The organism is Spirosoma utsteinense (assembly GCF_014282275.1).
In the GTDB taxonomy this organism is placed as follows: Bacteria; Bacteroidota; Bacteroidia; order Cytophagales; family Spirosomataceae; genus Spirosoma; species Spirosoma utsteinense.
The window spans coordinates 100,741-125,341 of record NZ_VFIA01000020.1 but is presented as its reverse complement, the minus strand read 5'-3'; the positions used below and the strand labels follow the sequence as shown (position 1 = coordinate 125,341).

The window sequence follows — 24,601 nt, the reverse complement described above, 5'->3', positions numbered from 1 at the left end:
ACGCCGTCCGCAACAAGCTGATTCACCGGGTTTGTGCGGTTGTTCGACGGGGTGAAAAATATGACAAAAATTATGCGCCAGCCTTTTCATAACCCATAGAAATCGGTGCGGTCTCTACTAGAATATTTCGCGCGCTACTTTCATGATGTTGTCGGCTTTGCCCATCGTGTAAAAGTGAAGAACGGGCGTCTGGGCAGCGGTTAATTCACGGCACTGCTGGATGCACCATTCTACACCTACCTGGCGCACCTGCTGGTCGTTCTCGCAGGCTTCAACGGCTTGCACCAGATCGGCCGGCATCTCCAGGTGAAATAGCTTCGGCAGAATCTGCAATTGCCGACGGGTACTGATTGGCTTCAGGCCCGGAATAATAGGTATGGTAATGCCATGCTGACGGCATCGATCCACAAAATCGAAGTACTTCCGATTGTCGAAGAACATTTGCGTAACGATGTAATCCGCGCCTTTATCGACTTTCAGCTTCAGAAAATCGAAATCGACATCATGGTTCTCGGCTTCGAAATGCTTCTCCGGATAAGCGGCTACGCCAATGCAGAAATTACTGGGAGCCAGCGATGTTTCCTCTTCGTGGAGATAAATACCCTGGTTCATGTTCGCCACCTGCTCCACCAGGTCGCTGGCGTAGGCGTATCCGTTTTCTTTTGCCTTGAAGGTGTTGAATGGCTTGGCCGGGTCGCCCCGCAGCACGAGCGCATTGTCAATACCGAGGTAGTGGAGATCGATCAGGAAGTCTTCCGTTTCGTCGCGGCTGAACCCGCCACAGAGGACATGAGGAACCGGATCGACACCAAACCGGTGCATGATAGCCGAACAGATACCAACCGTTCCGGGCCGCTTACGGGTTACGATCTTATGGATAGTGCCGTCGGGCATGGGCCGCTCGATGTATTCCTCCCGGTGGTAGGTCACGTCGATAAACGGCGGTTTGAACTCCATCAGCGGCTCAATGTTGTCGAGCAGGCTTTTCAGGTTGTCGCCTTTGATGGGCGGAATTACTTCAATGGAAAAAATTGGTTTGCCGTTAGCGGCCTTGATGTGGTCGGTAATTTTAGTCATTAGCTAATTAATTCGCATTCCCAACGGTGGTTTGCCCCATCGGTAGAAGGTACAACAGGTAACGGCAATACTACCGCGAGAACACCGCCAGCTGCATGTAAATTCCATTTGCCTGCCCATTGCTCCACGGCTGAACCTCCAGCCGACGGCCTAGCTGGCTACGATTTTTGACCTCGTGCAGTTTAGGTATCCCCCACCCGATCAGCGACCCGAAGGCAGCGCCCGCCAGCAGGTCGGTCGGGTAATGAAGTCCCCCTTCATACCGTAAACCGGCGGTGGCCGCTGCCAGCCCCAGCGAGCCGATCCAAACGACGGGTTTCAGGCGGGAATCCGGAAAATAATGCCGGAATACCTCGCCGGTGAAGACCGCCGTAGCAAACGCATTGGTAGCATGGCCCGAAAAGAACGATTGCCGGGCCTCCCGCTGGAGTTTATCGTCCAGCGGTGCATTTGGATTGTAAACGAAAGGCCGGGTCCGCTGGGTCAGGTTTTTAACCGAACGCTGCACACCATTGGCCAGCAGGATCGTTTCGATATACATGACCGCCACCGTTTTGATATCCTGCCGCATAGGTTTCGTACCGATCGTGAGCAGTCCCAGCACCGCAGCATTACCCGCCAGCGTCACGTCGCTGAGCCGGTCGGCGGTGGTGCTGAACCGATACGTGGCGCGCCGGTCGAAGGTATTCACGTCGGCACGGTTCAGGGTTCTTATCTCACCCTCTGTCAATGGGCTGACGTTTGTTTCCAGTACCAGCGCCGACACCCCGCTCAACGCCCCTACCCCCAACACCGTCAACTCCCGGCCCGTGCGTAACTGGTAAGGCGATTGACCGAATCCGGCACTACATAACATACTCAGGATAAGCAGTAAGGAGGCAGTTCTGCCGATCTGTTTTTCAGGCCCAAAATTACCAGCACGCCAGTTCTTCATTATCCCTTGTTTAGTTTCCTGTCTTTCTTAAACCACCCGGATCACCTCCGGGCCATGGCTCAGGTCGTCGGATAGATACACCAATCGCCCTTCCACTTCTGCAAAACCCATATCCCGGTACAAGCCGGTAAAATAACGCAGTCCACTGATCGGGTCGGGCGCGGTTCCAGCCGTAACCGTAACCGGCACCACCGATTCATATTGCACCAGAATAACGCTGCCATCGGGGTAATGTACCACGCGGTGGGGCGCCCCGTGCGACCGTTTACTGCTCAGAATACTGCGGTCGGTATCGATTCGCAAGGTAGCATCGAACAGGTTCGCCAGCGCCGGATGCAACACGATACGGGTGAGGCACTGCCGCAGTTCGTCGCACTCCAACTGGCGGACTACCCCTTCGCTGACGAGTTGCCGGAGCGTTTTGTCGATGCATCCGGGACCTTTGATCAGACTTAAGGCCGCACAAAGTTTGTTGTCGCGCTCCCGGGTCCGCTCAAACGTTGCTACGTCGAACAGGCGGTCGGCCTGTCGGCGCAGATTTAGCTCCTGCTTCCGGTGGCCGCTGATGATATCGTCCAGATAGATCTCGTCGGGCGACTCCGTTTTTTTCTTGTGCTGAACAGCATCGGCACATAGGCTGATCACATACGTGGATACGCCTTCCTGCCAAGCACAGCCGCACTGCCGGGCAATTTCGCTGTCGCGCAAAAAACTATATAGCCAGAAACTTATATCCTTATGGCTACCTGACTTCGTAAAGTCCGATGATTTGCTGATGATGTAGAGCCGGTCGGTTGGGCGCGTGAATGCCACATACAACAGGTTCATATTTTCCAGAAACGTCCGGGTCAGCTCTTCTTTGTACTGAGCTGCCACGGCGACGGGTGTCTTGCCAAGGTTTCCGTTTACCGATGCCGGGGCCGACAGCAGTCGGGTAATTTCGCCCGTTGCCGCTTCATGCGCCAGCATATCGGTACGCACCTCAGCCAGGTCGAGCCAGATAGTACTGTTCCGGTTGGGCTCTACCGTCCAGTTGGCAAAGGGAATAATGACCACCGGAAATTCCAGCCCTTTCGACTTGTGGATGGTCTGGATACTTATGGCGTTGCGGGCTTCTCCTTCCACAGAGATCTTTTGCCGAACGCCGTCCCAGTACAGCAAAAAATCACTCAGGTGCCCGCTGCGGTTCTTGTTGAACGTCAGCACTTCATCCAGAAACCGGAACAGAAACGGGTTGTGATCGGCCTGGCTGAAGAGGTTGAACTGGGCCGTCAGCCGCTCGGCGAGTTCATAGGGGTTGAGCTGACCGAGCGCATACGGGTCGAGTGGGTAGCCTTCGGCGGTCAGGTAGTCATAAACGCCCATGATGTCGCCCTCAGCAACGGTACGCAGTTCTTCGGTGAGTGAATCGTTCGGAAAAACGCCCCGTACCACACGGTGATAAAGATACAACAACTCATAACGCAGCAGTTTCTGGTCGGGCTGCTGTAGCAGACGCATAAGCGTTACCAGCCACTTGACCGGTTCCGAAAACTCAAGCGACAGCGAGTCGGCCGAGACCAGCGGAATCCGTCGGCTGTTGAGTTCGTTGGCCAACGCCCGGGCATGGGCTTTCTTCCGACACAGAATGGCAATGTCACTGTATTGATACCCATCGGCCAGCGCCTGTTCCAAATGCTCGATCGTCTTCTCCAGCATCACCGCCGTCAGGTCTTTGCCTTCGTCGGTATCTTTGGCGACAAAGTCGATCTGCACATGGCCCTCGGTACGGGCATCTGGCTGCGTCTTCTGCCGGAATACCTGCTCCGCGTCAAAAACGTCACCGATTTTGGCGTGTTCCTGTTCAAACCGACGGGCGGCAAAATCGAAGAACTCGTTATTGAAACGTACGATAGGCTCGGCGCTGCGCCAGTTGGTATCGAGCATATCAGGGATGATCTGCCCGGCGAGCATATCGATTCGGTCGGCGGTATAGGAGCCGGGTTTATGGGCCTTCTTGAGACTGTCCAGGTCCTGCCGATGCAGCGAAACGATCTGGTCCATGTCGCCCCCCCGGAAGCGGTAGATCGCCTGTTTTCCATCGCCCACGGCCAGGTTAAAATGATCGAATCCCAGGGCGTTGTCGATCAGGGGCATCAGGTTGGCAAACTGAAGTTTTGATGTATCCTGGAACTCATCGATCAGGATATGGTGGTATTTGACCCCAAGCCGTTCGTAGAGGAACGGCACAGGCTCGGAGGCCACAATGCTGAGAATTTTTTTATTGAACTCTGAAATATGTACGCGGCCGTCTTTGCGTAGCAGTTCATCGAATTCGATGCGCATCTGCTTCAGCAGCGACAGTTTTTGCAGGTGGGGTAGCAAACAATCGAACAGGGCCACCTGGTGTGCACTTGCCTCGCGAACAGCGCCGATCTGACCGATACAGTCACCTAAGTCGGCAACCATTTCATCGATCAGGGCCTGCACGGGGCGGGGTGTTTTTTTGGTGTACCAATCGCCCTTTTCTACAGCATTTTGTACCCGTACCCCCGCATCTTTACCGGCGTTACCTTCGGCTATGCTTCGCAGGTAGCCCGCTACGCCTTTGTCGGCATACGCAAAATCGGCATCGCCCAGGCCGGCGTCTGTGATCCGTTTCCAGGCCCGCTGCCCATGCCCTACTACGTCGGTTTCCACTTGCCGGTTATGGGCCATCAACTGCGCCCGAATAGCGCGCAGGGCACCCGGCGACAGTTCCTGGGCCGCATTGACGGCTTCGTAAAATTGGTCTGACGTCAGGTTACGGCCAAACTCCTTGAGCAGTTCCGGCAGTTGATTCCAGCTTTTTCCCTCAGTGGCCGTGTTGGTGTAGTAGTCACTGAGGATATCCGTGATCTCCTCCATTTCGTCGAGTCCTGCCTTTTCGATCAGGTTGTCGATAGCCAGTTCCAGCACTTCATCGGTTTCCATCTCGACTTCGAACGAGTACGGTAAGCCTAGCTCATCGGTGAACGCCATCACGATCCGCTGCGTGAACGAGTCGATGGTGGTAACAGAAAAATCGGCGTATTTATGAAGAATAGTCCTGAAAACGGAAGCCGCTTTCCGGCGTAGTTCGTCCTTAACAATCTGGAACGCATCGCCCTCCGCATCCGGATAAAACCCGGCTACCAGTTCATTCAACAGGGGGATATCTTTATCGGGATCGGCGAGTTCGCGGAGCCGTTCCAGAATCCGGCTTTTCATTTCGTTAGCAGCCGCATTGGTAAAGGTAACTGCCAGGATATGCCGGAAATAGTCATCCTTCGCGCTCGGCATCAATGCCAGTTTGAGGTACTCTTTGGTAAGTGTATATGTCTTACCCGACCCGGCGGAGGAACTGTAGACTTTGAACATAGGGAAGGGGGAGGAAAGGAGGAAGGAGGAGAGGGAGTAGGGAGGAAAGGGAAGAGGGACGTGACGGCATTTTACACCTTCAGTCCGTTAATTCCCTTTCCTCCTTTCTTCCCTCCTCCTTTTCTCCTTCCTCCCTTTCTTAAAAATTATACCGAATTCCCAGCCCTGAGTTCAGGTTCAGGAAGAAGGGTGCCTGAAGAAGTTCGACGTAAAGGCCGGTCTCCAGAAAAAACGAATACGGTTTGCTGGCCGGAAAAACCTCCACCCCGGCAATACCGGAACCGCCCAGCGTCAGCGCATTTTCGTACTGACCGTTCAGCCGGTTTGCATAATACCGGCGGGTGTTGATCTGTCCACCGAAGCCGTAATAACCCCGTATGCTTTCGCTGCTGGTTAGCGCCTTGTGCCACAGATAATGGCCCTGCACGCTCAAGCCAACGCTTCTGTAATCGCCATCCCGGTATTTCCGCCGGTTGCCATACAAACCACCATAGGTACCGACATTCAGGTCGAAGGCGTGGTTACTGCCAAAATATTTGCGAATGTTCACCCCGGACGGTTCACCAAGACGGAAACCCACCGACCAGTTGTTGTACTGCGCCTGTGCCTGATTAGGTCCACAAAGCCAACCCAGGAGAACCAGCGAAAGCAACAGAATCGACTTTTTCATAGATACTCTACCCATCATGTTAGTTAAAGCGTCTGCCAACAGACTGATTTACGCATTTGATACTAATTCCGGCTTTGTAGCGTCCTCACCCGTGCCCAGGGGCAGATCAGTTGGCGTAGGTGTACGGCCGAGGTGATGAAGTACCTCCACTAACCGCTCATTCTCAGCCCGCGTTCCGACGCTGATGCGTAAACAACCGTCACACAGAATGACCTTCGAGCGATCCCGCACAATGACTTGATGGTCAATTAACTGTGCGAAGGTGCTGCCGGCATCGGCAAAGCGCACCAGCAGAAAGTTGGCATCGGACGGGTGAATGACCTGCACCGAAGGCAAAGTACGCAGGTTATCGGCCAATACCTGCCGTTCGTGCAGGATTTCACGGACCATATTGTCCTTGTCGGCTTCGTGGTCGAGGGCTTCCAGGGCCAGCGCCTGCGTGGGAGCCGAGATGTTGTACGGTGGTTTTATTTTGTTCAGCACCCGGATCAGCTCCTCCGAGGCAAAACACATACCCAGCCGCAGCCCTGCCAGTCCCCACGCTTTGGAGAACGTTTGCAGGACCACCAGATTGGGGTAGGTGTCGAGTTGGCGCGTCCAGGATGGGTCGGCCGAAAAGTCGATGTAAGCCTCGTCAACAATGACCAGCTTTTCACGGGCAGCCTCCAGTACCGTCCGTATGTCCTCAGCCCGCAGCCGGTTGCCCGACGGATTATTGGGTGAACAGAGCCAGATCAGCTTGGTCGTTTCGTCGATAGCCGCCAGCACGGCGGGTACATCGACCTGAAAATCGGGTGTTAACGGGACTTTAGTGACGGCCACGTCGTTGATCGTGGCCGATACTTCATACATGCCGTAGGTGGGCGGCATGATCAGGATGCTATCTCCGGAAACGGAACCGGGCGTGCAGGTAGCCCGAACCAGCAGATCGATGGGCTCATCGGAGCCATTGCCCAGAAAAATCTGCTCCGGCCGGACACCTTTGATCGGGGCCAGCTTTTGCTTGATCGCCCACTGGTGCGGATCAGGATAGCGGTTAAACTGGCTATCCTGAGCGGTTGATTCACTCAGGGAAGGTCCCAGCGGATTTTCGTTAGCGTCCAGAAACACGCCCTCTTTACCCGTGTACTCGTCGCGGGCCGACGAATAGGGCATCAGGGTCAGGATGTGTGGACGAAGGATGGCTTTTAGCGAGAAAGCAGTCATGCGTATAAGGGGTCAGCGAACAGGTGCCTGTAGTCAGGCAACGTTGATAGCGTAAATTTTGATCAAAGATAAGGACAGGTTTTTCGCGCCGGACGTTTGCGGCCTCCTGCTTTACAGCGTTCGGTGCAGGACGATCATCCCCCGAAACGCTTCTTTCATCACCTCGAAGGGCAAGCGATCGGTGCCGCAGGGCTCGAAACCCATCTTCCCGTAGAACGCAAGTGCATCATGGCTGCTATCCATCGACTTGAGCCAGACAACCTCTTTTTGCAGCTGCCGGGCCTGTTCGATCACAAACTGCATACAGGCCCGCCCGATACCCAGACCCGTAACGGCGTTGATCAGATAGATGCGTTCCAGTTCCAGCGCATTGACCGTTACCTGGCAGGGCGACGGCTGATGGAGGTTCAGCTTGAGAAAGCCCACCGGCTGGCCGTGCTGCTGAACGAGGTAAAAGCGGGCGTTGGGATTATCCAGCTCCCGGCGCAGCACCTCAGGCGTGAAGGACCGGTTTATGTACCACGCGCCACCGTCATGCCATAAATGCAGGTAATGGTCGGTATAGGCCCGTAGCGCTACCTCGGCCAATAGCTCGGCATCCGAAACCGACAGTAGCTGAAAATCAAGAATAGAATTGGCAATCATTGGTCAGGTTGATAAACTTACAACTGAGCGGGCAGCCCGTCGGTGGATGCGGGCGTTGGTCGCCACCGCAACGATTGGCCGTCAACAGCCCGCATGGTGCAAAGGACTCCGTTCAGGTGGTCATATTCGTGCTGAATCAACTCCGAGAGCGACCAGTCTGTTACGTCCCAGGTGTGCAGCTGCCAGTGTTCATCGCGGAAGGTCATGGTCAGGCTCCGGTGTCGCTGCACCCGGACCAGTAGGTTGGGAAAGCTCATACAGTCGTCCCACAACTCATCGATTTCGGGGCTGACCGTTACGAACGCGGGGTTGATGATGACAACGGGACGATCGACATTGAGGTAGATCAGTCGCTTCATAATTCCGAGTTGGGGTGCGGCAATGCCCCGTCCGAACTGGTACCGCGCCCGGATCTCTTCCATCACATTGTGCAGGTCGGCAACCCAGCCGGGTACGAGCGGCAACTCCGATTCCAGGACCGGATCGCAGGTTTCGTACAGGCGCGGATCGCCTAGCAGTAGTAAATCGGCGAGGTGTTTCATGCCAGTATCCGCTGTAGCGTGTCGACGAGGGTGTCCAGTTCGGCCTCCGTATTGTAGTAATGGGGCGAGATGCGCAGGGCCGCCGTCGTCATCCCTTTCCGGCCGTAATCCAGAATAGCGCCACCGTATACGCTTAGCGAGGTGTTGATCCGCTCCGCCGACAACGCGGCTTTGATGGCTTCGGCCGGTTGGCGGTCGCTGAACAGGGTGATGATGCTCGACAGGTGTTCGCCCTCATCGAGCAGGCGAACGCCGGGTAGTGTACCAAGCTGCCCGCGTAGTTGGGCGCACAAGACCGCATTGCGGCTGGCGATGGTATCCAGCCCTACCGTCAGCGCGTACCGATGAGCCTCCGCAGCGCCCAGCACCAGCGCGTATGGAAACTCCCAGTCCTCGAACCGCAGCGCCGTTGGTACCGGCAAAAACGTGTCGGCCGACTCCCACGACGCGCCATGCAGATCGACAAACAGGGGCGCGTAGCCTTCCGACAGTACTTTATCAGACACATACAGAAATCCCATGCCGCGTGGCCCGCGCAGAAACTTCCGGCAGGTAGCGGTCAGAAAATCGCACTGAATCTGCCCGACGTTCACCGGGAACTGCCCCACCGACTGGCAGGCATCGACCAAATACAGAACATCGTTTTCCCGGCAAAGCGCCCCAATGGCTTCTACGGGTTGCACCAGCCCGGAGTTGGTTGGTACGTGGGTTACAGCTACGAGTCTGGGGTTCAGCGACTGGATTTTTGCCGCCATATCTTCCACCGAGACACCCCCTTTTGGATCGTCGTCGGCCCGAACGATCGTGATGCCAAACCGCTTTTGCAGCGACAGGAATGCGATCTGGTTCGATACGTAGTCGTTGATCGTGGTCAGGATAACGTCGCCCCGCCGGAACGGAATGGCCGACAGGGCCCGGGCATAAGCATCGGTCGCGCTGGACGTGGCCGCTATGTTCTCGGGCCTGGTCCCCAGTAGCTCAGCCGTTGCGGTGTAGAAACCCCGGATGGCATCGCGCCGTAGCTCGGCCGCTTCGTAGCCACCTACTTCCGATTCAAGCGTAATGTATTGAGTGATTGTTTCAACCACGGGGGCGGGCATGAGCGCAGCCCCGGCATTGTTGAAGTGAGCGACATGCTGAACGCCGGTAGTGTCGGCGCGAAGGGCGGAAAGGTCAAACATGAACGGTGGGTGAAAGTTTTATAGCACCGATTCCAGCGAGATAACCTCCAGGCCGGGGATGTCCGTGAAGTCGGGTAAATTATTGGTCAGCACAGGCTGGTTATAGAGTAAGCCTGTAGCGGCAATGATCGAATCGCCCAGCGAACGCTTCCGCTGCTGACGCAGTCGAATGGCTTCGGCGACAACCTCACTTGTAATGGGAAGCAGTGTAACAAGCCGAAAAAACGCTTCGAACTCCTCTTTTTCGGAGTCATTTAGTTTATGGAAGCCAACTACTTCAATCTTGGTGATCGTAGATGCGCAAACCTGTGTGGAGCGCTCCAGCAAATACTCCTGTAGTTTCTCGTATCCTTGCTGAATAGAATAGATGATTACATTGCTATCAACAATCATCTTTAGCGTCCGGTTAAAGGTTTATCCTGACGGGCTTCCCGTTGCCACTCCAAGGGGTCACCATATTTGTCAGCGACCTTACTTCGTGTGAGTTTGGCAAAAACGTCTTTCAAGTGTTTATTCTCCACCTGATTATCCTTAGTTTCGGGATTATCTCTTTTTTCCAGGATACGCGAATTCAATTTCGGAAGCAACTGCATCAGCAAGGCTTCATCTTCCGGCGTATCTACTTCAATCAATAACTGGCTCATGATTTTCGACCGTTTAGCTAGCAAGATAACAAAAATCAACCTGGAACCGTCTCGGCCAGACTGGCCAGACGGAGACTCACGGCCCGTTTGTGGGCGTCGAGCGATTCTGCTTCGGCCATGGCTTCAACTACGGGTCCGAGGAGCTGCAAACCGGCCGGTGTAATGTGCTGCATCGTAATCTTCTTGACGAAACTGTCCAGCGACACCCCGCTGTAGGCGCGGGCAAAGCCGTTCGTCGGCAGCGTGTGGTTCGTTCCCGACGCGTAGTCACCGGCCGACTCAGGCGTGTAGTTGCCCAGGAAAATAGAACCGGCGTTGATGATCTTATCGGCCACCGCTTCGGCGTTTTCGACGCTCAGGATCAGGTGCTCGGCCGCATAGGCGTTGAGCAGATCAATGGCGTCGGCCTGCGTCTCAACTAGTATAGCTTTGCTGTTTTCCAGCGCCTTACCAGCCAGATCGCGCCGGGGCAGCTTTTCGAGTTGGGTGCCAATCGTCAGGTTTACGATGCTGATCAACTGCCTGCTTGTCGACACCAGCAGCACCTGACTGTCGGCACCGTGCTCGGCCTGCGAGAGCAGATCGGCGGCTACGAACGACGGTACCGCCGTATCATCGGCATAAATGGCTACCTCGCTTGGCCCGGCGGGCATGTCGATGGCCATACCTTCTTTCGCCACCAGCATCTTGGCCGATGTAACGTACTGGTTCCCCGGCCCGAAAATCTTGTAGACCTGCGGTACCGATTCCGTTCCATAGGCCATGGCCGCAATGGCCTGTGCCCCACCAATCCGGAACACCTTCGTGATACCTACCAGACGGGCCGCGAAATAAATGGCCGGGTGATTGCTGGGCGTACAGAGCACGACCTCGCGGCAGCCCGCCAGTTGCGCCGGCACACCCAGCATCAGCACTGTGCTAAACAGCGGAGCCGTACCGCCCGGAATGTACAAACCCACCTTTTCGATGCCTACACTCCGGCGCCAGCAGACCACGCCGGGCATGGTCTCCACTTTTTCGATGGGCTGTTTCTGCCGCTCATGGAACGTCCGGATATTCTGGTATGCCTGCCGGATGGCGGCTTTCAGCTCGTCGGTCAGTTGGGCTTCGGCCGCGTCGAGGACGGCTGCGTCAACCTCCAGACCACCGTTCGACAGATCGACTTTGTCGAATTTCTGAGCGAGTTCAATGAGTGCGGCATCGCCCCCGGCCCGAACCTGGGCCAGGATAGGCGCTACGGCCGCTTCGATCTGCTGCGTCGACTGCACGGGGCGGGCCAGCAGGCGGGGCCACTCAGCACGATCGGGAAAGGGGATAATAGTCATCGTAGTTAGCAGAGCAACCTAATAAATCATTTTCTCAATGGGGATCACCAGAATACCTTCGGCACCAGCGGCCCGGATGGCTTCGATATTTTCCCAGAACTCGTTTTCATTCAGCACCGAGTGCACCGAACTCCAGCCTTCGGTAGCCAGGGGCGTAACGGTCGGGCTTTTCATGCCCGGCAGCAAGGCCGTTATCTGTTCGAGAGCCTGATTAGGAGCATTCAGCACAATGTATTTGTTGTTCTTGGCCGCCTGTACCGATTTGATCCGGAAGAGCAGCTTGTCTACTAACGCCCGCTTGCCGGCGTCAAGTTCAGGCCGCGCAATGAGAATGGCTTCGGAACGGAAAATCGTTTCGACTTCCTTCAGGCCATTGCTGAGCAGTGTGCTCCCCGAGCTGACAATGTCACAAACGGCTTCGGCCAGACCGATGCTCGGCGCAATCTCCACCGATCCGCTGATTTCGTGAATCTCGGCCCGAACGCCTTCGCCGGCGAGGTACTTACCCAACAGATTAGGATAGGACGTAGCAATATTTTTGCCCTCCAGATCCTGAATACCGGTCCAGTCGACTCCGCGCGGAATAGCAATCGAAAGTCGGCATTTGGAAAAGCCCAGCTTATGAACCGTTTCCAACGGCCGGCCGGTCTCGACAGCCACGTTCTCCCCCACGATACCCAGGTCTGCCACGCCATCTTCAACGTAACCGGGGATGTCGTCGTCGCGCAGGAACAGGAACTCAGCGGGAAAATTAGATGAAACGGACTTGAGTTTTCCAGTTCCATAGTCGAAGCGAATCCCGCATTCTTTGAAAAGCTGGTAGGAATCCTCGCTCAGGCGACCGGATTTCTGAAGGGCAATACGAAGTACAGATGACATTAAACAGGTGTATGGTATAAGATGTATGATGACATTCACACATCAGGTAAACTACTGATTTCGGATGGAAACGAATACGCTCTGCTGCCAGAGCAGGATACGATTGAATGAACAGAGGGGCAAAAATACAGGAAAAACGGGACTACAGGGAGGCCGTAGTGACTTAGCAGTCACAATGATGGCGACGATGTCGAAGAGGAAATGTGGTAGCCCGTTGGGAAATCATGGGGCAAAGGTAGAGCAGCCCACGGAGAAGGGCAAGGTTTTTCAGCTAGAAAATAGCGATACGTAGTCCCTACAGTCCAGCCTGTTGGCTAAACCGTATCGTTTGGCTTCAACAGGTCGGCCTATAACTACCATAGACCTTGTCAGACAACGGGGCTGACGACGGGCGAGGGCGGACTGATGGGTACAACCGGAAGCCCTGATTTATCGAGGCCACACTGCTGCATGAATGCGTTCGTAAATACAGTTTGAGTAGCGTTATCGAGTAGCTCCTGCCGGGCCCGAAGCCACCGGTTTACGGATAGATCGGTATACATGGTACGAACACGGCCTTCATTCAGGCCAAAATTAATCTTCCCCCAATGCATGGTATAAGCAATACCCAGCAGGTCGAGTCGATTCCAGATGCGTTCCAGAAAAGCATCGGTCAGGTTAGACGTAACGCCATCCAGCTCAATGACGCAGGTTACCGCATAGCGGGTAAAGCCCAGCAGGGCGGGGGTTTTCTTTACCCAGCGCAGGCCCAGAATGCCCGGGAATGCGTGCTGGTCGTTCAGCTGCACGATCTCCTCCAGCACCCTCGGACTATCCGCTGCCGATACACCGATAGCGGCACTGGTGGCTTTACCCCGAATATTGGTGTTCCCGAAAAATTCGCTCATAGTGCCCACTACGCCATTGGTATCCTCCAGGGCCTGCGGATAGAGCAGATTCACCATCGATGGCACAAGCAGGGGAGCAAATGGCCCTATCCGGTCCAGAATCGTTTGCACCAGCCCCATCGTGCTGTCTCCGTAGGTGAACGCTCCGGCCACTGGCGGGTCCTGGTCGGCAGGCGGCTTCTGGTTTGCTTTGTAGAGAATACGTACGTAGGCCCCCCGGTTGGGATTGAGCCCTGCCCGATCGAACTGATGCGGATTGACAATCATCTGAAAATGATACGGCTCGAAACCCGGCTGGGGCGTGGGCAGGCTCATGGCCTGGGTCAGGCCCGAAAAATCGAGTTCAGTCATGGCCTTTTTCAGACCGTCGTTGTACGGTATCTGCTTCTGGCTATACCCTTTCAGCCAGAACAGGTCTTCGGTTTCCAGCAGTACGCCATGAATGATCCCGAACGACCCAAAGCTGACCAGCACCGCGTTGAACAGGTCGTCGTCCCGCATTATTTCCGGTTTCCCCATCCAGTCGAGCAGCCCATCGCCTGCCACGGGGTATGAGGCCCGTTCGAGCCAGACATGCCGATCGGGACCACACACTAAATGAATGCCTACCACCTGATCGTGTACGGCACCAAAGCGGTAAGCTGCCCCGTGGGTACCGGTCGAGAGCGCGCCCACGATGGTCTGGGCATTGCTGGCCCCCGATGCCCGCAAAGACTTGCCCCGTCCTTCCAGAATGGTTTCCAGTTCGAGCACTTTCATACCACACTGGGTGAAAAACAAGTTACCCGCCGATTTGCCAGCCTCCAGGTAGGCAGGGGCCACCATCGTGTTCGTAATGATTTTGGTCTGTTTCAGCGAAACGGTATCCACGATCCCCCCGTCTGACACCCCTACCTTCGTAAACGACCAGTTGTTGCCCATTGCCCGCAACGAGAAACCGGTCTGGATGGCTTCGCGAATAAGCCACTGAATATTAGCCGTTGTTTGCTGATAGCGTTCGCGGGCGCTGGGCAGATTAGGCAGCTGTAATTTGAATGAAGCGCCGGGCGTAAGCGGCTGGACAAAGTTCTCGTGACGGTTGGGCCACTCCGTTAGGGGCTTGGGCACAACACCGGATGGAATACTCATGGCAGGGATAGGAGAGAAAATAAACGTACAGTAGACACAACATCAGGGGCGTTCAGATTCGTCGGGGGGCGGAATGAACGGGGCGCAGCACCAGCGGATATGGCGTTTGATGACGATACCGAGTGTGACAACAGACAGCAGGACCTGATCGGCCGTTGTCCAGACGGTTACGCCGTTGAGGTGGTTGAACCCCTGCCCGGCCGGGGCCGCACAGGGGGGCGTCACGTTGGCAGGCTGCACCAGTCCCCAGAATCTGGCCGTGACAACCTTTTCCGTCGTCGGGTCGCGCTCGGGGCTGTCGCAGCTGTTGGGGATCGTAACGATCCGGGTGGTGACGCAGCCGGGCAGGCAGGCAGAAAGCAGTAACAGGGTAGCCCACAAACGGACCCGCCCGGAGAATGAAGTAAGATACGGCATGGCAGTTGGTCAACTAAGCACTGATAGCCAGCTAAGTACGCAAAAACACCCCCCCGAACCTCCGCCCGATTTAGTAACCGGCAAATGGAGTGACTTAACGGCAGTATCGTATCTTTGTATATGCTTTTGGAACAGACACAACAACAACAAACTGAAGAATCGATGCCGAGCCCGTCCACAGCAGCGCGGCATATGAACGTTCCTGATCCGGCGATTGCCCTGCCGGTAATGGAAGATTTTTATACCATTCAGGGTGAAGGAGCCCACTCGGGCCGGGCGGCTTATTTTATCCGGCTGGGTGGCTGCGATGTTGGCTGTCACTGGTGCGACGTCAAAGAGTCGTGGGACGCCAATGCTCACCCCAAACAAACCATCGACACCATTGTCACGGGGGCCTTGCAGTATCCAGGCCGTATGGCAGTCATTACCGGGGGCGAGCCCCTCATGCACGACCTCACCGCCCTGACCGCAGCCCTGCAAACGGCGGGTTTCCGCACAAACATCGAAACATCGGGGGTATGCCAGGCCGTGACCGGCTCGTGGGACTGGATCTGTTTTTCGCCCAAAAAATTCAAAAAGCCCAATCCTGCTATCTTCGACAAAGCCAACGAGTTGAAAGTAATCATTTACAACGCATCCGATTTTGCGTTTGCCGAATCATTTGTGCCCTACCTGCGGCCCGATTGCAAACTCTTTTTGCAAACCGAGTGGAGTCGTTCCAATGAAATGCTACCCCGCATCGTTGAATACGTTAAAGACCATCCACAATGGCAAATTTCGTTGCAGACGCACAAGTACATGGACATTCCATAACGGGCGATTGGAGAAAAGGGATCATGCCTTCGTGGCTTTTCTTTATCCCGCTCATTTCATGCCTTCTCTCGCCCCTTTCCTCCCTGGCTCAGGATACGAAGGCCCGGGAGTTATATGCTCAGTCGATCAAACTGTTTGGCGAACGAAAGGCGAACGAAGCCATTCCGTTCATGGAGCAGGCAGTTAAACAGGACCCGAATTTTGCGGATGCTCACCTGAAGCTCGGGCAGCTCTACGAGTTTACGAAACGCTTCGATCCGGCGCTGGATGCCTACCGTGCGGCCATCCGGCTTCAGCCCGACAGCCCGGCTTCCGGGGCGGCCTACCAGTCGCTCAGCAGTACCCTGCTCCGGCTGGGACGCTATAGCGAAGCACTCCCCTATCTGGAAAAATTCCAGACGCTCTTTCCGCCCAAATCGGTACAGAACCAGCGGATCGGGCGGCAGATCGAAACAGCCCGCTTTGGGCAGGAAGCGCTCCTGCATCCGCAGCCTGTTGACCCCAAACCGCTCTCGACGGTCTTGCAGACAACGCCCTCGCAGTACTTTCCCGTCCTCACGCCCGACGAGCAGACACTGGTCTTCACCGCCCTGAAACCCGAAGGTGACGAAGACCTGATGATTGCCACCTATAACGGTGAAAGCTGGTCGCCACCCATCTCACTCTCGTCCGGTATCAACACGAACGACAACGAAGGGACAGCCAGCCTCTCGGCCGATGGACGCCTGATTGTTTTCACCGCCTGCCAGGGGCGAAAAGGGTACGGCAGCTGCGACCTGTACCTGAGCCGCAAAACTGGAAGTGACTGGTCGACACCCGAAAACCTTGGCCCCACCGTCAACACCCACCATTATGAGTCACAGCCATCGCTGTCGGCCGATGGGCGTCGGCTGTATTTCGTATCGGACCGGCCGGGTGGCAAGGGGCGACGGGATATCTGGCGCAGCGACCTCGATGAGGCCGGTACCTGGAGCAAGCCACTTAACATTGGCGGGCCAGTCAATACGCCTTTCAACGAGGCTTCGCCCTTCATTCACGCCAACGGGCAGAGCCTGTTCTTCGCGTCGGATGGTCATGTCGGTTTGGGGGGCTATGATCTGTTTGTGGCCGATAGCCTTGCTTCAACAGGGCAAAATACGGGCTGGTCTACCCCAACGAATCTGGGCTACCCGATCAACACGTCTGAAGATCAGGCTTCTCTGTTCGTAGCCGCCAATGGCACCCGGGCCTATTATTCCTTCGAAGAGCAGAAAGAAGGCGTTTCACAGCGCTCGCGGCTTTACGTCTTTGACCTGCCCGAGTCCCTGCGGGAGCGGGTCAAACCGGTTAGCTTCCTGAAAGGTATTGTGGCCGACAGCCGGTCTAAAAAGCCCTTGCCCGCTATGGTCGAACTCATCGACCTGAAGACAAATCAGGTGGTGTCCCGCGTACAAACCGATGCCACTACGGGCCAGTACACGGCCGTTTTGCCCAGTGGTGGCGACTATGCGCTCTATGTAAGCGCACCGGGCTATTTATTTAAAAGTCTGTCGTTCGATTTCAGTCAACCAGCCCCTGCCGACCGGAACCGTTCGAGTGGAACCGGCATAGCGATGAACGTCCCGCTCGAACGGGCAGTCTCCGGCACAACGGCTAAAGAAACGCTGAACAACCTGTTCTTCGAGTCTACCCGCTACGATCTGGCCGATAAATCCCGTACCGAACTCGACCGGATTTCGGCCTTTATGAAAACAAATCCAACCATACGGATCGAGATTGCGGGCCATACCGACGACCGGGGCGACCCGGCAGCCAATCTGCTGCTGTCGCAGAAGCGGGCCCAGGCGGTGGTCAACTACCTGACGAAAGCCGGTGTGGAGCCAGGTCGAATGCAGGCGGTCGGTTTTGGAAAAACCCGACCCGCCGTACCGAACTCGTCCGACGAAAACCGGCAACTCAACCGGCGAATCGAGTGGCGAATCCTTTGATGTACAGGTGACACGGGACTGGCCTCTGCCTGAACCTGGCGCTGGCCGAATACGGCTACCCGACCCCTTTTGACTGTAGCCGCCAGTATACCCGATCGCTGTAATGAAGGGTATCACCCCAGGTTACGGCTGACGTTGGACGCTATCATCCCCCTGATGCCTTCGGTTGATATATACCCTCTGCGAGTGAACGTCTGTTAGCACCCGCCGTCGAACACCTGTGCCACCTTCGCCACAATTGGGGTTCAAATCCAAACCGTATCTCCTGTAGGCTCAGTTGCTTCAGGATCGGCGCCCGAATCATTTTGTAGTAGGTTCCCGTATCGGTCTGTGTCTACTTTTGTGATTCGGAATAACTCCTGTTTATAGGGTAAAGTAAAGCGTGTTTACAGGCTGTTATAGACAAAATCTATACGCTCATAAAATTTATTAATAAAATCTATTGCCCCGATTCACTTAAATTTGAACCGTAACCATTTAAACTCCACCGACAATGGAAAATAACGCAGGTCCAGAAACAACTACAGTTTGGGACGTTAATGATGACAGCCATGTCAATACCGTGGGCAAGTGCCCGTTCCTGAATGGAGAACTGAATAAAAGTGCTGGTGGTGGCACGAGAAACCGCGACTGGTGGCCAAATCAGTTGAAGTTGAACATCCTCCGTCAACATTCATCGCTGTCCGATCCAATGGGCGAGAGTTTCAACTACGCCGAGGAGTTTAACTCGCTTGATCTGGCTGCGGTGAAGCAGGATATTGTCGATCTGATGACCACATCGCAGGAATGGTGGCCAGCCGACTACGGCCACTACGGTCCTTTCTTCATTCGGATGGCGTGGCATAGCGCGGGTACCTACCGCATCGGCGATGGCCGGGGTGGTGCCGGAGCAGGCATGCTTCGCTTTGCGCCACTGAATAGCTGGCCCGACAATGCCAACCTCGACAAAGCGCGTCTGTTGCTTTGGCCGATCAAACAGAAATATGGCCGCAAAATTTCGTGGGCCGACCTGATGGTGCTCACCGGCAACTGTGCCCTTGAGTCGATGGGGTTAAAGACATTCGGCTTTGGTGGCGGACGTGAAGATCGCTGGGAGCCAGAGGAAGATGTTTATTGGGGTTCTGAAACCATCTGGCTAGGCGACGAAATTCGGTACGCCAACCCAACGGAGCGTAAACTGGAGCAACCCCTTGGCGCATCGCACCTGGGGCTTATCTACGTAAACCCGGAAGGACCCGGCGGACAGCCTGATCCGCTTGGTGCAGCGTATGACATCCGGGAAACTTTTGGTCGGATGGCCATGAACGACGAAGAAACCGTTGCGCTCATTGCGGGCGGGCACACCTTCGGAAAAACTCACGGTGCGGCCGATCCAAGCAAGTACGTTGGTACTGAACCCGCGGGTTCGGCCATCGAGGAGCAGAGCCTGGGCTGGAAAAACTCATTTGGTACCGGTCATGGCGTAGACACCATCACCAGTGGCATTGAGGTAACCTGGACCACAACCCCGACACAGTGGAGTAACGATTATTTCGAGCACCTGTTCGGTTACGAATGGGAGTTGACGAAAAGCCCCGGTGGCGCGCATCAGTGGCAGCCGAAAGATGGAGCGGGTGCGGGTACTGTACCCGATGCACATGACCCACTGAAGCGTCATGCCCCAACGATGCTGACGACCGATCTGGCGTTGCGGGCCGACCCTGCCTACGAAAAAATTTCGAGACGCTTCCACGAGAATCCGGATGAGTTTGCCGATGCCTTTGCCCGGGCGTGGTACAAGCTTACCCACCGCGATATGGGTCCAGTCGAGCGCTACCTCGGCCCGGAAGTGCCAACCGAAGAATTACTCTGGCAAGATCCGATCCCGGCCGTTACCCACGAGCTGGTCAACGATCAGAACATCGCTTCGCTAAAAGCTACGATTCTGGCATCGGGCCTATCGGTATCGCAACTGGTATCGACTGCCTGGGCGTCGGCCTCTACCTACCGCAATTCCGACAAACGGGGTGGTGCCAACGGTGGTCGGCTTCGGCTGGCACCGCAAAAGGATTGGACAGTAAACAACCCGGCCGAGCTGGCCACTGTATTGAAAACCTACGAGGGTATCCAGCAGGCGTTCAACGGAGCACAGGCGGGCGGTAAGCTGATTTCACTTGCCGATCTGATCGTGCTGGGCGGTTGCGCCGGTGTTGAGCAGGCGGCCAGGAATGCCGGTCATGAGGTAACGGTACCCTTCACACCGGGCCGTGCCGATTCGTCGCAGGCCCAAACGGATATCAGGTCATTTGATGCCCTGGAACCAACTGCCGATGGATTCCGCAACTATGTAGACGCTAAACATAAGTCGGCGGCTGAAGAAATACTGATCGACAAAGCGCAGTTGTTGACGCTGACCATTCCTCAGTTGACGGTGCTGGTGGGCGGTATGCGTGTGCTGAACACGAACTTCGACCACTCCAAACACGGTGTCTTTACGAAGCGCCCGGAAGCACTAACGAATGACTATTTCGTGAACCTGCTCGATATGGGCACTACTTGGAGAGCGACCTCCGATGCGCAGACCATCTTTGTGGGTAGCGACCGCACGACGGGCGAACCCAAGTGGACCGGTACCCGCGTCGATTTGATCTTCGGCTCGAACTCGGAACTGCGCGCTGTTGCGGAAGTCTATGGTTGTGGTGATTCGCAGGAGAAATTTGTGCGGGACTTCGTCGCCGTATGGACCAAAGTGATGAACCTTGGCCGCTTCGACCTGGCCTGATGGCTGACTGTCTGGTATTGACCGCACACCTGGTCTTACCGGAAAATGGCAGCCCGATTACTGGTAAACATAAAGGGTATTCGGCGTCGTCGGGTACCCTTTATGTTTACCAGTATTGCGACCGGATAGATGAACAGATTGGTAGCTGACTTAGTAAAAAATAAAGTACCCGGTGGCAACTGCGCCCATAAATGGCACTTTATTTGCGCTGTAGCGGTTATACCCCTGATTAACTATCATTTCCATTAAGACGTCGGACGTTAGACTCCGGACCCGCGCTGTTCATCCTTACCCTTTCGAGCATTTGCTATCCAGTTTCCAGCGTCTACCCAATACATGCAATTTTCCGATTTATCACTGATTGACCCCATCCTGAAGGCCCTCGCCGAAGAAGGATACACCACCCCAACACCTATTCAGGAACAAGCCATACCGATTCTGCTGAGTCGCCAGGACTTGCTGGGTTGCGCCCAGACCGGCACCGGCAAAACAGCCGCCTTTGCTATTCCAATCCTGCAACTGCTAAGCGAAGAACGCAGCAAAAGCGCCGGTGGTCCCCGGCGCATTAAAACGCTGATTCTGACACCAACCCGCGAACTGGCCATCCAGATCGACGAAAGCTTTAAAGCCTACGGCCGTCACCTCAACCTCCGCAGTACGGTTATCTTCGGCGGTGTTTCGCAACATGCCCAGGTTAACACGCTCAAAGCGGGTGTCGATGTACTGATTGCCACCCCAGGCCGTTTGCTCGACCTGATGAACCAGGGATTTATAGCACTGCGCGACGTTCAGTTCTTCGTTCTTGACGAAGCCGACCGGATGCTCGACATGGGCTTTATCCACGACGTAAAAAAGGTTATCGCCAAACTACCAACCCGCCGTCAGACGCTGTTTTTCTCGGCAACGATGCCGCCCGACGTGGCGAAACTGGCTGATACTATCCTGAGCAATCCCGCTAAAGTTGAAGTGACACCCGTCTCGTCAACGGCCGATACGATTGAGCAGGCTCTGTATTTTGTGGGGAAAGATGACAAGCGCAAACTGCTGGCCCATATCCTGGACGACAAGAGCGTGAAATCGGCGCTGGTTTTTGCCCGCACCAAACACGGTGCCGACAAAGTGGTGAAAGACCTGCTCCGGACCGGTTTCAAAGCGGAAGCCATCCACGGCAACAAATCGCAGAATGCGCGCCAGCGGGCACTCTCCAACTTCAAAAGTGGCGAAACCCGAATTCTCGTAGCAACCGATATTGCGGCTCGTGGTATCGACGTCGACGAACTGTCGCACGTAATTAATTACGAACTGCCCAACATCCCCGAAACCTACGTTCACCGCATTGGCCGGACAGGCCGGGCGGGTCACGATGGTATTGCCCTGTCGTTCTGCGATGAGGAGGAAACCGAATACCTGCGCGACATTCACAAGCTGATTGGCAAGCGCGTACCGGTCATTACCGACCATCCGTTCGTGCTGAACATTTCGGCATCGACCATCTCGAAATCGACGCCCACCGCGCGCCAGGGCCGTAGCAACGGCAACCGGAACAGCAGTGGTCGGCAGATAAGCGGTTCGTCGGGTAACGGCGGTCAACAACGCAGCGACAGTCGCCCGTCGGGCCAGAGCAGTGTCCGTCGCGAGAGTAGCAGCGCATCGAGTCGTCCCGCCGGTAACGGATCGGCTCGTCCTGATAACCGCAGCAACGGAGCACGGCCCAGCCGGGGTACGGGTAACAGCCGGTTCACCAACACCGGCTCCGACAACAACAATTATTAAGATCCTTACCGGCTGAGTCCTGTTTAGACAGGGGTCAACTGCCATTGATTTCTTGAGAAGAACGAGCCCCGAAGCCTATTCGGGGCTTTTCTTTTGTCAATTGGTACGGTGCTTCCCGTTCAATAAGGAGTGCTCAACAACTGAAAATCGTCCGGGCAAGCTTCGTCGGCTCAATCCCCCGTTGCGCTACACAAACGTTTCTTCGTGCAACGAATGCGGTCGGTCAGCGTATAGATCAGTAGAGCAGCACAGGCTGACCGCGTTTCTTAAAAGTCCTTAAAACCCGCCTTCTCCCGCCCCTAACCCGTATTCGATGCATCATTTGTACGTTACCTACGTAAACCGGGAAACAGCGGCCCTACTGAACAAGACGCATCATGATACCTACCACCACTACGCCAAACTCCATTCAGCCAGCCGTGGCCGGCCATCAGCCCCTGGGCTTGTTATTGTCGGCCTCGGAAGATGAATTTTATGGACGCCTGCAACGCATCTGGAACAATGTCGTTCAGCGCGATGATATGGACCTCATCCGCGATGAGCATGACAAATCCGTTTATGCCTACCGGTTCGCCGAAGAAGAGTTACACCAGGCTTTTCCGAAGCAGCATGATGTGTCCTTATCTGGACAAAACCCGGCAGTGGCTCCCGGCAAAACCGGCAAAGCCCCCCTCCCATCCAGACCCATCTCCGCACCTGCTGGCGGCCAATTGACTGTGGGGTAAGATCCCAAAGTCAGACAATTTTCAGGGCCGGGTAGCATCGTGGCTCGACACCCAGTCGAGTGATGAAATGGCGGCTGCCAGCGACAACTCCCCGGCGGCTACTACACCAGTCATAATCTCGGCCAGTTTATTCACCTGACCTTCCCCATAGCATCCCATCAATTCCAGGCATTCGCACTGGGTAGGCAGGCCCGTACCGCCCCCTATTGTACCCACAATCAGCGATGGCAACGTCACAGAGCCGTACAGATCACCTTCGGGCGTGATCTCGGAATAAGTAATGGCCGCCGACGATTCGGCCAGACAAGCCACGTCCTGCCCGGTGGCGATGAAAAGCGCGGCCAATCCATTTACGGAGTGCAACCCGTTGTTGTTTGTTCCTGCCAGCCGCGCCCCAACATCGCCAAGACGGGCATGGTGCGCCAGTTGCTCCGGTTCCACCTGTAACTCCCGGATAAGGAGGTCGCGGGGAATGCGGACTTCGGCTGTGACCCGTTTTCCCCGGGTTCGGAGAATGTTAAGCTGCGACGGTTTCTTATCGGTTGCCATGTTCGATTCCAGGAAAAAATGGTCGATCCGGGCAGCATCGGGGTAGGTCTGCAAAATATAGGTGCAGGCAGCCAGCGTGGCTTTACTGACCATGTTCTGTCCGGCGGCATCGCCCGTTGTGAAGCCGAAGCGCAGAAAGGCCAGCCGCCCGTTGAGATAGGTGTCGACGTAGCGAAGTTTGGCGTAGCGTGAAGTAGTTTCGGTTTCGGCAGCCAGCTCACGCTGCTGGGTTCCAATCCACCGCACGAACGTACGGGCCTGCCGGGCATCGCCAAACTGGAACACCGGCGCGCGCTGCATGGCGTCGTCCTGCACCGTACACAGAACGCCCCCGCTCAGGTTGATAAGCTTGATACCCCGGTTGTAACTGGCGACGAGTGTTCCCTCCGTAGTAGCCATTGGAATCAGAAAATCGCCCTGGGCATGCTCCCCGTTTACGCGTAACGGCCCGGCCAGCCCGATGGGCACCTGTGCTACACCCACAAAATTTTCGCATTTCCCCTGTATCACAGCCGGATCGAATGAGTGTTGCGTCAGGTGCTGCGGCTTCGTTCCCGTAAAATCAGTTAAAAACTGGCACCGTTTAGCTACGGCCTCAGGCGCATAGTCATCGACAGGGTCGCGGGGAATAGCGGGTTGCAGCCGTGTTTCATCGGCCGGCTCATCCGGCTGTAGCTCATCGGTAACCGTCAGTGTAATGGTGCCGAACGGCTGGGTATAAAGCGTTATCTCCAGCGTATGCCGACCCGGTTTGAGCCGGGATGCGTTCACGCGAACCCGAACGGAACGGCGCAGGGGAAATGGCAGCGGGTTCTGCTCGGATACAGCACCAAGCGCAACGGCTTCGCCCCCGTCTGGTTCGAGCGTGAAGGCACTGACCGGGTAGTCCTGCCCATCGATACGGGCGCGCTCCAGCCCCGTAAATCGGGCGTCGGACAGGCGATTTTTCAGCGAAAACAGAAAACCGTCGGGGGTATTGCGCAGGCTATTACGGGTGTAAAGCTGCTTGAGAAGCACGTTGGGAAGAAATCGGAACACGAAATTGAGCGATGAGTTATGAGCGACTAAGGATGAGCATCAAAAGCTTTACTCCCTGGTTG

General features: G+C 55.6%; 20 protein-coding genes. 5 read left to right on the top strand and 15 right to left on the bottom strand.

All coding sequences use genetic code 11. From position 1 onward, the window contains the following. Positions 1 to 117: 117 nt before the first annotated feature. The 14 genes from metF to FH603_RS16580 form a co-directional block, all read right to left on the bottom strand. Positions 118 to 1,077, bottom strand: coding sequence for a methylenetetrahydrofolate reductase [NAD(P)H] (metF, locus tag FH603_RS16645; protein WP_186738670.1), 960 nt, complete (start codon positions 1,075 to 1,077; stop codon positions 118 to 120). Positions 1,078 to 1,147: 70 nt separating this feature from the next. Further along, the gene (locus FH603_RS16640) at positions 1,148 to 2,011 is read right to left on the bottom strand and encodes a phosphatase PAP2 family protein (RefSeq protein ID WP_186738669.1); all 864 of its coding nucleotides are present in this window, start codon (positions 2,009 to 2,011) and stop codon (positions 1,148 to 1,150) included. A gap of 27 nt (positions 2,012 to 2,038) precedes the next feature. Next, positions 2,039 to 5,389 (bottom strand): UvrD-helicase domain-containing protein, encoded by a 3,351-nt coding sequence (locus FH603_RS16635; protein WP_186738668.1) that lies wholly within the window; start codon positions 5,387 to 5,389, stop codon positions 2,039 to 2,041. 139 nt (positions 5,390 to 5,528) lie between these two features. After that, the gene (locus tag FH603_RS16630; protein WP_186738667.1) at positions 5,529 to 6,059 is read right to left on the bottom strand and encodes a hypothetical protein; all 531 of its coding nucleotides are present in this window, start codon (positions 6,057 to 6,059) and stop codon (positions 5,529 to 5,531) included. A gap of 48 nt (positions 6,060 to 6,107) precedes the next feature. Then, positions 6,108 to 7,265, bottom strand: a complete 1,158-nt coding sequence (gene hisC / locus FH603_RS16625; protein ID WP_186738666.1) for a histidinol-phosphate transaminase — start codon at positions 7,263 to 7,265, stop codon at positions 6,108 to 6,110. A gap of 111 nt (positions 7,266 to 7,376) precedes the next feature. Next, on the bottom strand, positions 7,377 to 7,910 hold the full coding sequence (locus tag FH603_RS16620) for a GNAT family N-acetyltransferase (RefSeq protein WP_186738665.1): 534 nt from the start codon (positions 7,908 to 7,910) through the stop codon (positions 7,377 to 7,379). A gap of 17 nt (positions 7,911 to 7,927) precedes the next feature. Continuing rightward, positions 7,928 to 8,452: a peptide deformylase gene (locus FH603_RS16615; protein WP_186738664.1), complete on the bottom strand. Its 525-nt coding sequence runs from the start codon at positions 8,450 to 8,452 to the stop codon at positions 7,928 to 7,930. Beyond that, positions 8,449 to 9,633 carry an aminotransferase class V-fold PLP-dependent enzyme gene (locus FH603_RS16610; protein ID WP_186738663.1) on the bottom strand — a complete coding sequence of 395 codons (1,185 nt, stop codon included), beginning with the start codon at positions 9,631 to 9,633 and terminating at the stop codon, positions 8,449 to 8,451. The genes FH603_RS16615 and FH603_RS16610 overlap by 4 nt, the downstream gene beginning before the upstream one ends. A gap of 18 nt (positions 9,634 to 9,651) precedes the next feature. Continuing rightward, positions 9,652 to 10,026: a type II toxin-antitoxin system VapC family toxin gene (locus FH603_RS16605; protein WP_186738662.1), complete on the bottom strand. Its 375-nt coding sequence runs from the start codon at positions 10,024 to 10,026 to the stop codon at positions 9,652 to 9,654. Positions 10,027 to 10,028: 2 nt separating this feature from the next. Then, on the bottom strand, positions 10,029 to 10,277 hold the full coding sequence (locus FH603_RS16600; protein ID WP_186738661.1) for a hypothetical protein: 249 nt from the start codon (positions 10,275 to 10,277) through the stop codon (positions 10,029 to 10,031). Positions 10,278 to 10,312: 35 nt separating this feature from the next. Beyond that, positions 10,313 to 11,602 (bottom strand): histidinol dehydrogenase, encoded by a 1,290-nt coding sequence (gene hisD / locus FH603_RS16595; RefSeq protein WP_186738660.1) that lies wholly within the window; start codon positions 11,600 to 11,602, stop codon positions 10,313 to 10,315. An 18-nt stretch (positions 11,603 to 11,620) separates the two neighbouring features. Then, positions 11,621 to 12,481: an ATP phosphoribosyltransferase gene (gene hisG, locus FH603_RS16590; RefSeq protein WP_186738659.1), complete on the bottom strand. Its 861-nt coding sequence runs from the start codon at positions 12,479 to 12,481 to the stop codon at positions 11,621 to 11,623. Between the two features lie 368 nt (positions 12,482 to 12,849). Next, a complete protein-coding gene (locus tag FH603_RS16585) occupies positions 12,850 to 14,496 on the bottom strand; it encodes an FAD-binding protein (RefSeq protein WP_186738658.1) in 1,647 nt (548 codons plus the stop codon). Positions 14,497 to 14,538: 42 nt separating this feature from the next. Beyond that, positions 14,539 to 14,913: a hypothetical protein gene (locus FH603_RS16580; protein ID WP_186738657.1), complete on the bottom strand. Its 375-nt coding sequence runs from the start codon at positions 14,911 to 14,913 to the stop codon at positions 14,539 to 14,541. 228 nt (positions 14,914 to 15,141) lie between these two features. On the opposite strand from FH603_RS16580, the gene FH603_RS16575 reads away from it, so the two are divergent. From FH603_RS16575 to FH603_RS16555, 5 genes are all read left to right on the top strand, one after another. Further along, the gene (locus FH603_RS16575) at positions 15,142 to 15,726 is read left to right on the top strand and encodes a 7-carboxy-7-deazaguanine synthase QueE (protein ID WP_235985479.1); all 585 of its coding nucleotides are present in this window, start codon (positions 15,142 to 15,144) and stop codon (positions 15,724 to 15,726) included. Then, the gene (locus FH603_RS16570; protein WP_186738655.1) at positions 15,681 to 17,693 is read left to right on the top strand and encodes an OmpA family protein; all 2,013 of its coding nucleotides are present in this window, start codon (positions 15,681 to 15,683) and stop codon (positions 17,691 to 17,693) included. Before FH603_RS16575 ends, FH603_RS16570 begins: the two co-directional genes overlap by 46 nt. Before the next feature lie 493 nt (positions 17,694 to 18,186). Further along, the gene (katG, locus tag FH603_RS16565; RefSeq protein ID WP_186738654.1) at positions 18,187 to 20,454 is read left to right on the top strand and encodes a catalase/peroxidase HPI; all 2,268 of its coding nucleotides are present in this window, start codon (positions 18,187 to 18,189) and stop codon (positions 20,452 to 20,454) included. A 336-nt stretch (positions 20,455 to 20,790) separates the two neighbouring features. Continuing rightward, positions 20,791 to 22,227, top strand: a complete 1,437-nt coding sequence (locus FH603_RS16560) for a DEAD/DEAH box helicase (protein WP_186738653.1) — start codon at positions 20,791 to 20,793, stop codon at positions 22,225 to 22,227. Positions 22,228 to 22,604: 377 nt separating this feature from the next. Further along, positions 22,605 to 22,952, top strand: coding sequence for a hypothetical protein (locus tag FH603_RS16555; protein WP_186738652.1), 348 nt, complete (start codon positions 22,605 to 22,607; stop codon positions 22,950 to 22,952). Positions 22,953 to 22,973: 21 nt separating this feature from the next. Here FH603_RS16555 and FH603_RS16550 read toward each other — a convergent pair whose 3' ends face one another. Further along, positions 22,974 to 24,539: a hydroxymethylglutaryl-CoA reductase gene (locus FH603_RS16550; RefSeq protein ID WP_186738651.1), complete on the bottom strand. Its 1,566-nt coding sequence runs from the start codon at positions 24,537 to 24,539 to the stop codon at positions 22,974 to 22,976. Positions 24,540 to 24,601: the final 62 nt, after the last annotated feature.

What these genes read in the sequence shown, in the direction of transcription:
- FH603_RS16615 (WP_186738664.1), bottom strand. Translation starts at nt 8,452, where the DNA reads ATGAAACACCTCGCCGATTTACTACTGCTAGGCGATCCGCGCCTGTAC.
- hisG (WP_186738659.1), bottom strand. Translation starts at nt 12,481, where the DNA reads ATGTCATCTGTACTTCGTATTGCCCTTCAGAAATCCGGTCGCCTGAGC.
- FH603_RS16555 (WP_186738652.1), top strand. Translation starts at nt 22,605, where the DNA reads ATGATACCTACCACCACTACGCCAAACTCCATTCAGCCAGCCGTGGCC.
- FH603_RS16570 (WP_186738655.1), top strand. Translation starts at nt 15,681, where the DNA reads ATGGCAAATTTCGTTGCAGACGCACAAGTACATGGACATTCCATAACG.
- katG (WP_186738654.1), top strand. Translation starts at nt 18,187, where the DNA reads ATGGAAAATAACGCAGGTCCAGAAACAACTACAGTTTGGGACGTTAAT.
- FH603_RS16585 (WP_186738658.1), bottom strand. Translation starts at nt 14,496, where the DNA reads ATGAGTATTCCATCCGGTGTTGTGCCCAAGCCCCTAACGGAGTGGCCC.
- FH603_RS16600 (WP_186738661.1), bottom strand. Translation starts at nt 10,277, where the DNA reads ATGAGCCAGTTATTGATTGAAGTAGATACGCCGGAAGATGAAGCCTTG.
- FH603_RS16640 (WP_186738669.1), bottom strand. Translation starts at nt 2,011, where the DNA reads ATGAAGAACTGGCGTGCTGGTAATTTTGGGCCTGAAAAACAGATCGGC.
- hisC (WP_186738666.1), bottom strand. Translation starts at nt 7,265, where the DNA reads ATGACTGCTTTCTCGCTAAAAGCCATCCTTCGTCCACACATCCTGACC.
- hisD (WP_186738660.1), bottom strand. Translation starts at nt 11,602, where the DNA reads ATGACTATTATCCCCTTTCCCGATCGTGCTGAGTGGCCCCGCCTGCTG.
- FH603_RS16635 (WP_186738668.1), bottom strand. Translation starts at nt 5,389, where the DNA reads ATGTTCAAAGTCTACAGTTCCTCCGCCGGGTCGGGTAAGACATATACA.
- FH603_RS16575 (WP_235985479.1), top strand. Translation starts at nt 15,142, where the DNA reads ATGGAAGATTTTTATACCATTCAGGGTGAAGGAGCCCACTCGGGCCGG.
- FH603_RS16580 (WP_186738657.1), bottom strand. Translation starts at nt 14,913, where the DNA reads ATGCCGTATCTTACTTCATTCTCCGGGCGGGTCCGTTTGTGGGCTACC.
- FH603_RS16605 (WP_186738662.1), bottom strand. Translation starts at nt 10,026, where the DNA reads ATGATTGTTGATAGCAATGTAATCATCTATTCTATTCAGCAAGGATAC.
- FH603_RS16610 (WP_186738663.1), bottom strand. Translation starts at nt 9,633, where the DNA reads ATGTTTGACCTTTCCGCCCTTCGCGCCGACACTACCGGCGTTCAGCAT.
- FH603_RS16630 (WP_186738667.1), bottom strand. Translation starts at nt 6,059, where the DNA reads ATGAAAAAGTCGATTCTGTTGCTTTCGCTGGTTCTCCTGGGTTGGCTT.
- FH603_RS16620 (WP_186738665.1), bottom strand. Translation starts at nt 7,910, where the DNA reads ATGATTGCCAATTCTATTCTTGATTTTCAGCTACTGTCGGTTTCGGAT.
- FH603_RS16560 (WP_186738653.1), top strand. Translation starts at nt 20,791, where the DNA reads ATGCAATTTTCCGATTTATCACTGATTGACCCCATCCTGAAGGCCCTC.
- metF (WP_186738670.1), bottom strand. Translation starts at nt 1,077, where the DNA reads ATGACTAAAATTACCGACCACATCAAGGCCGCTAACGGCAAACCAATT.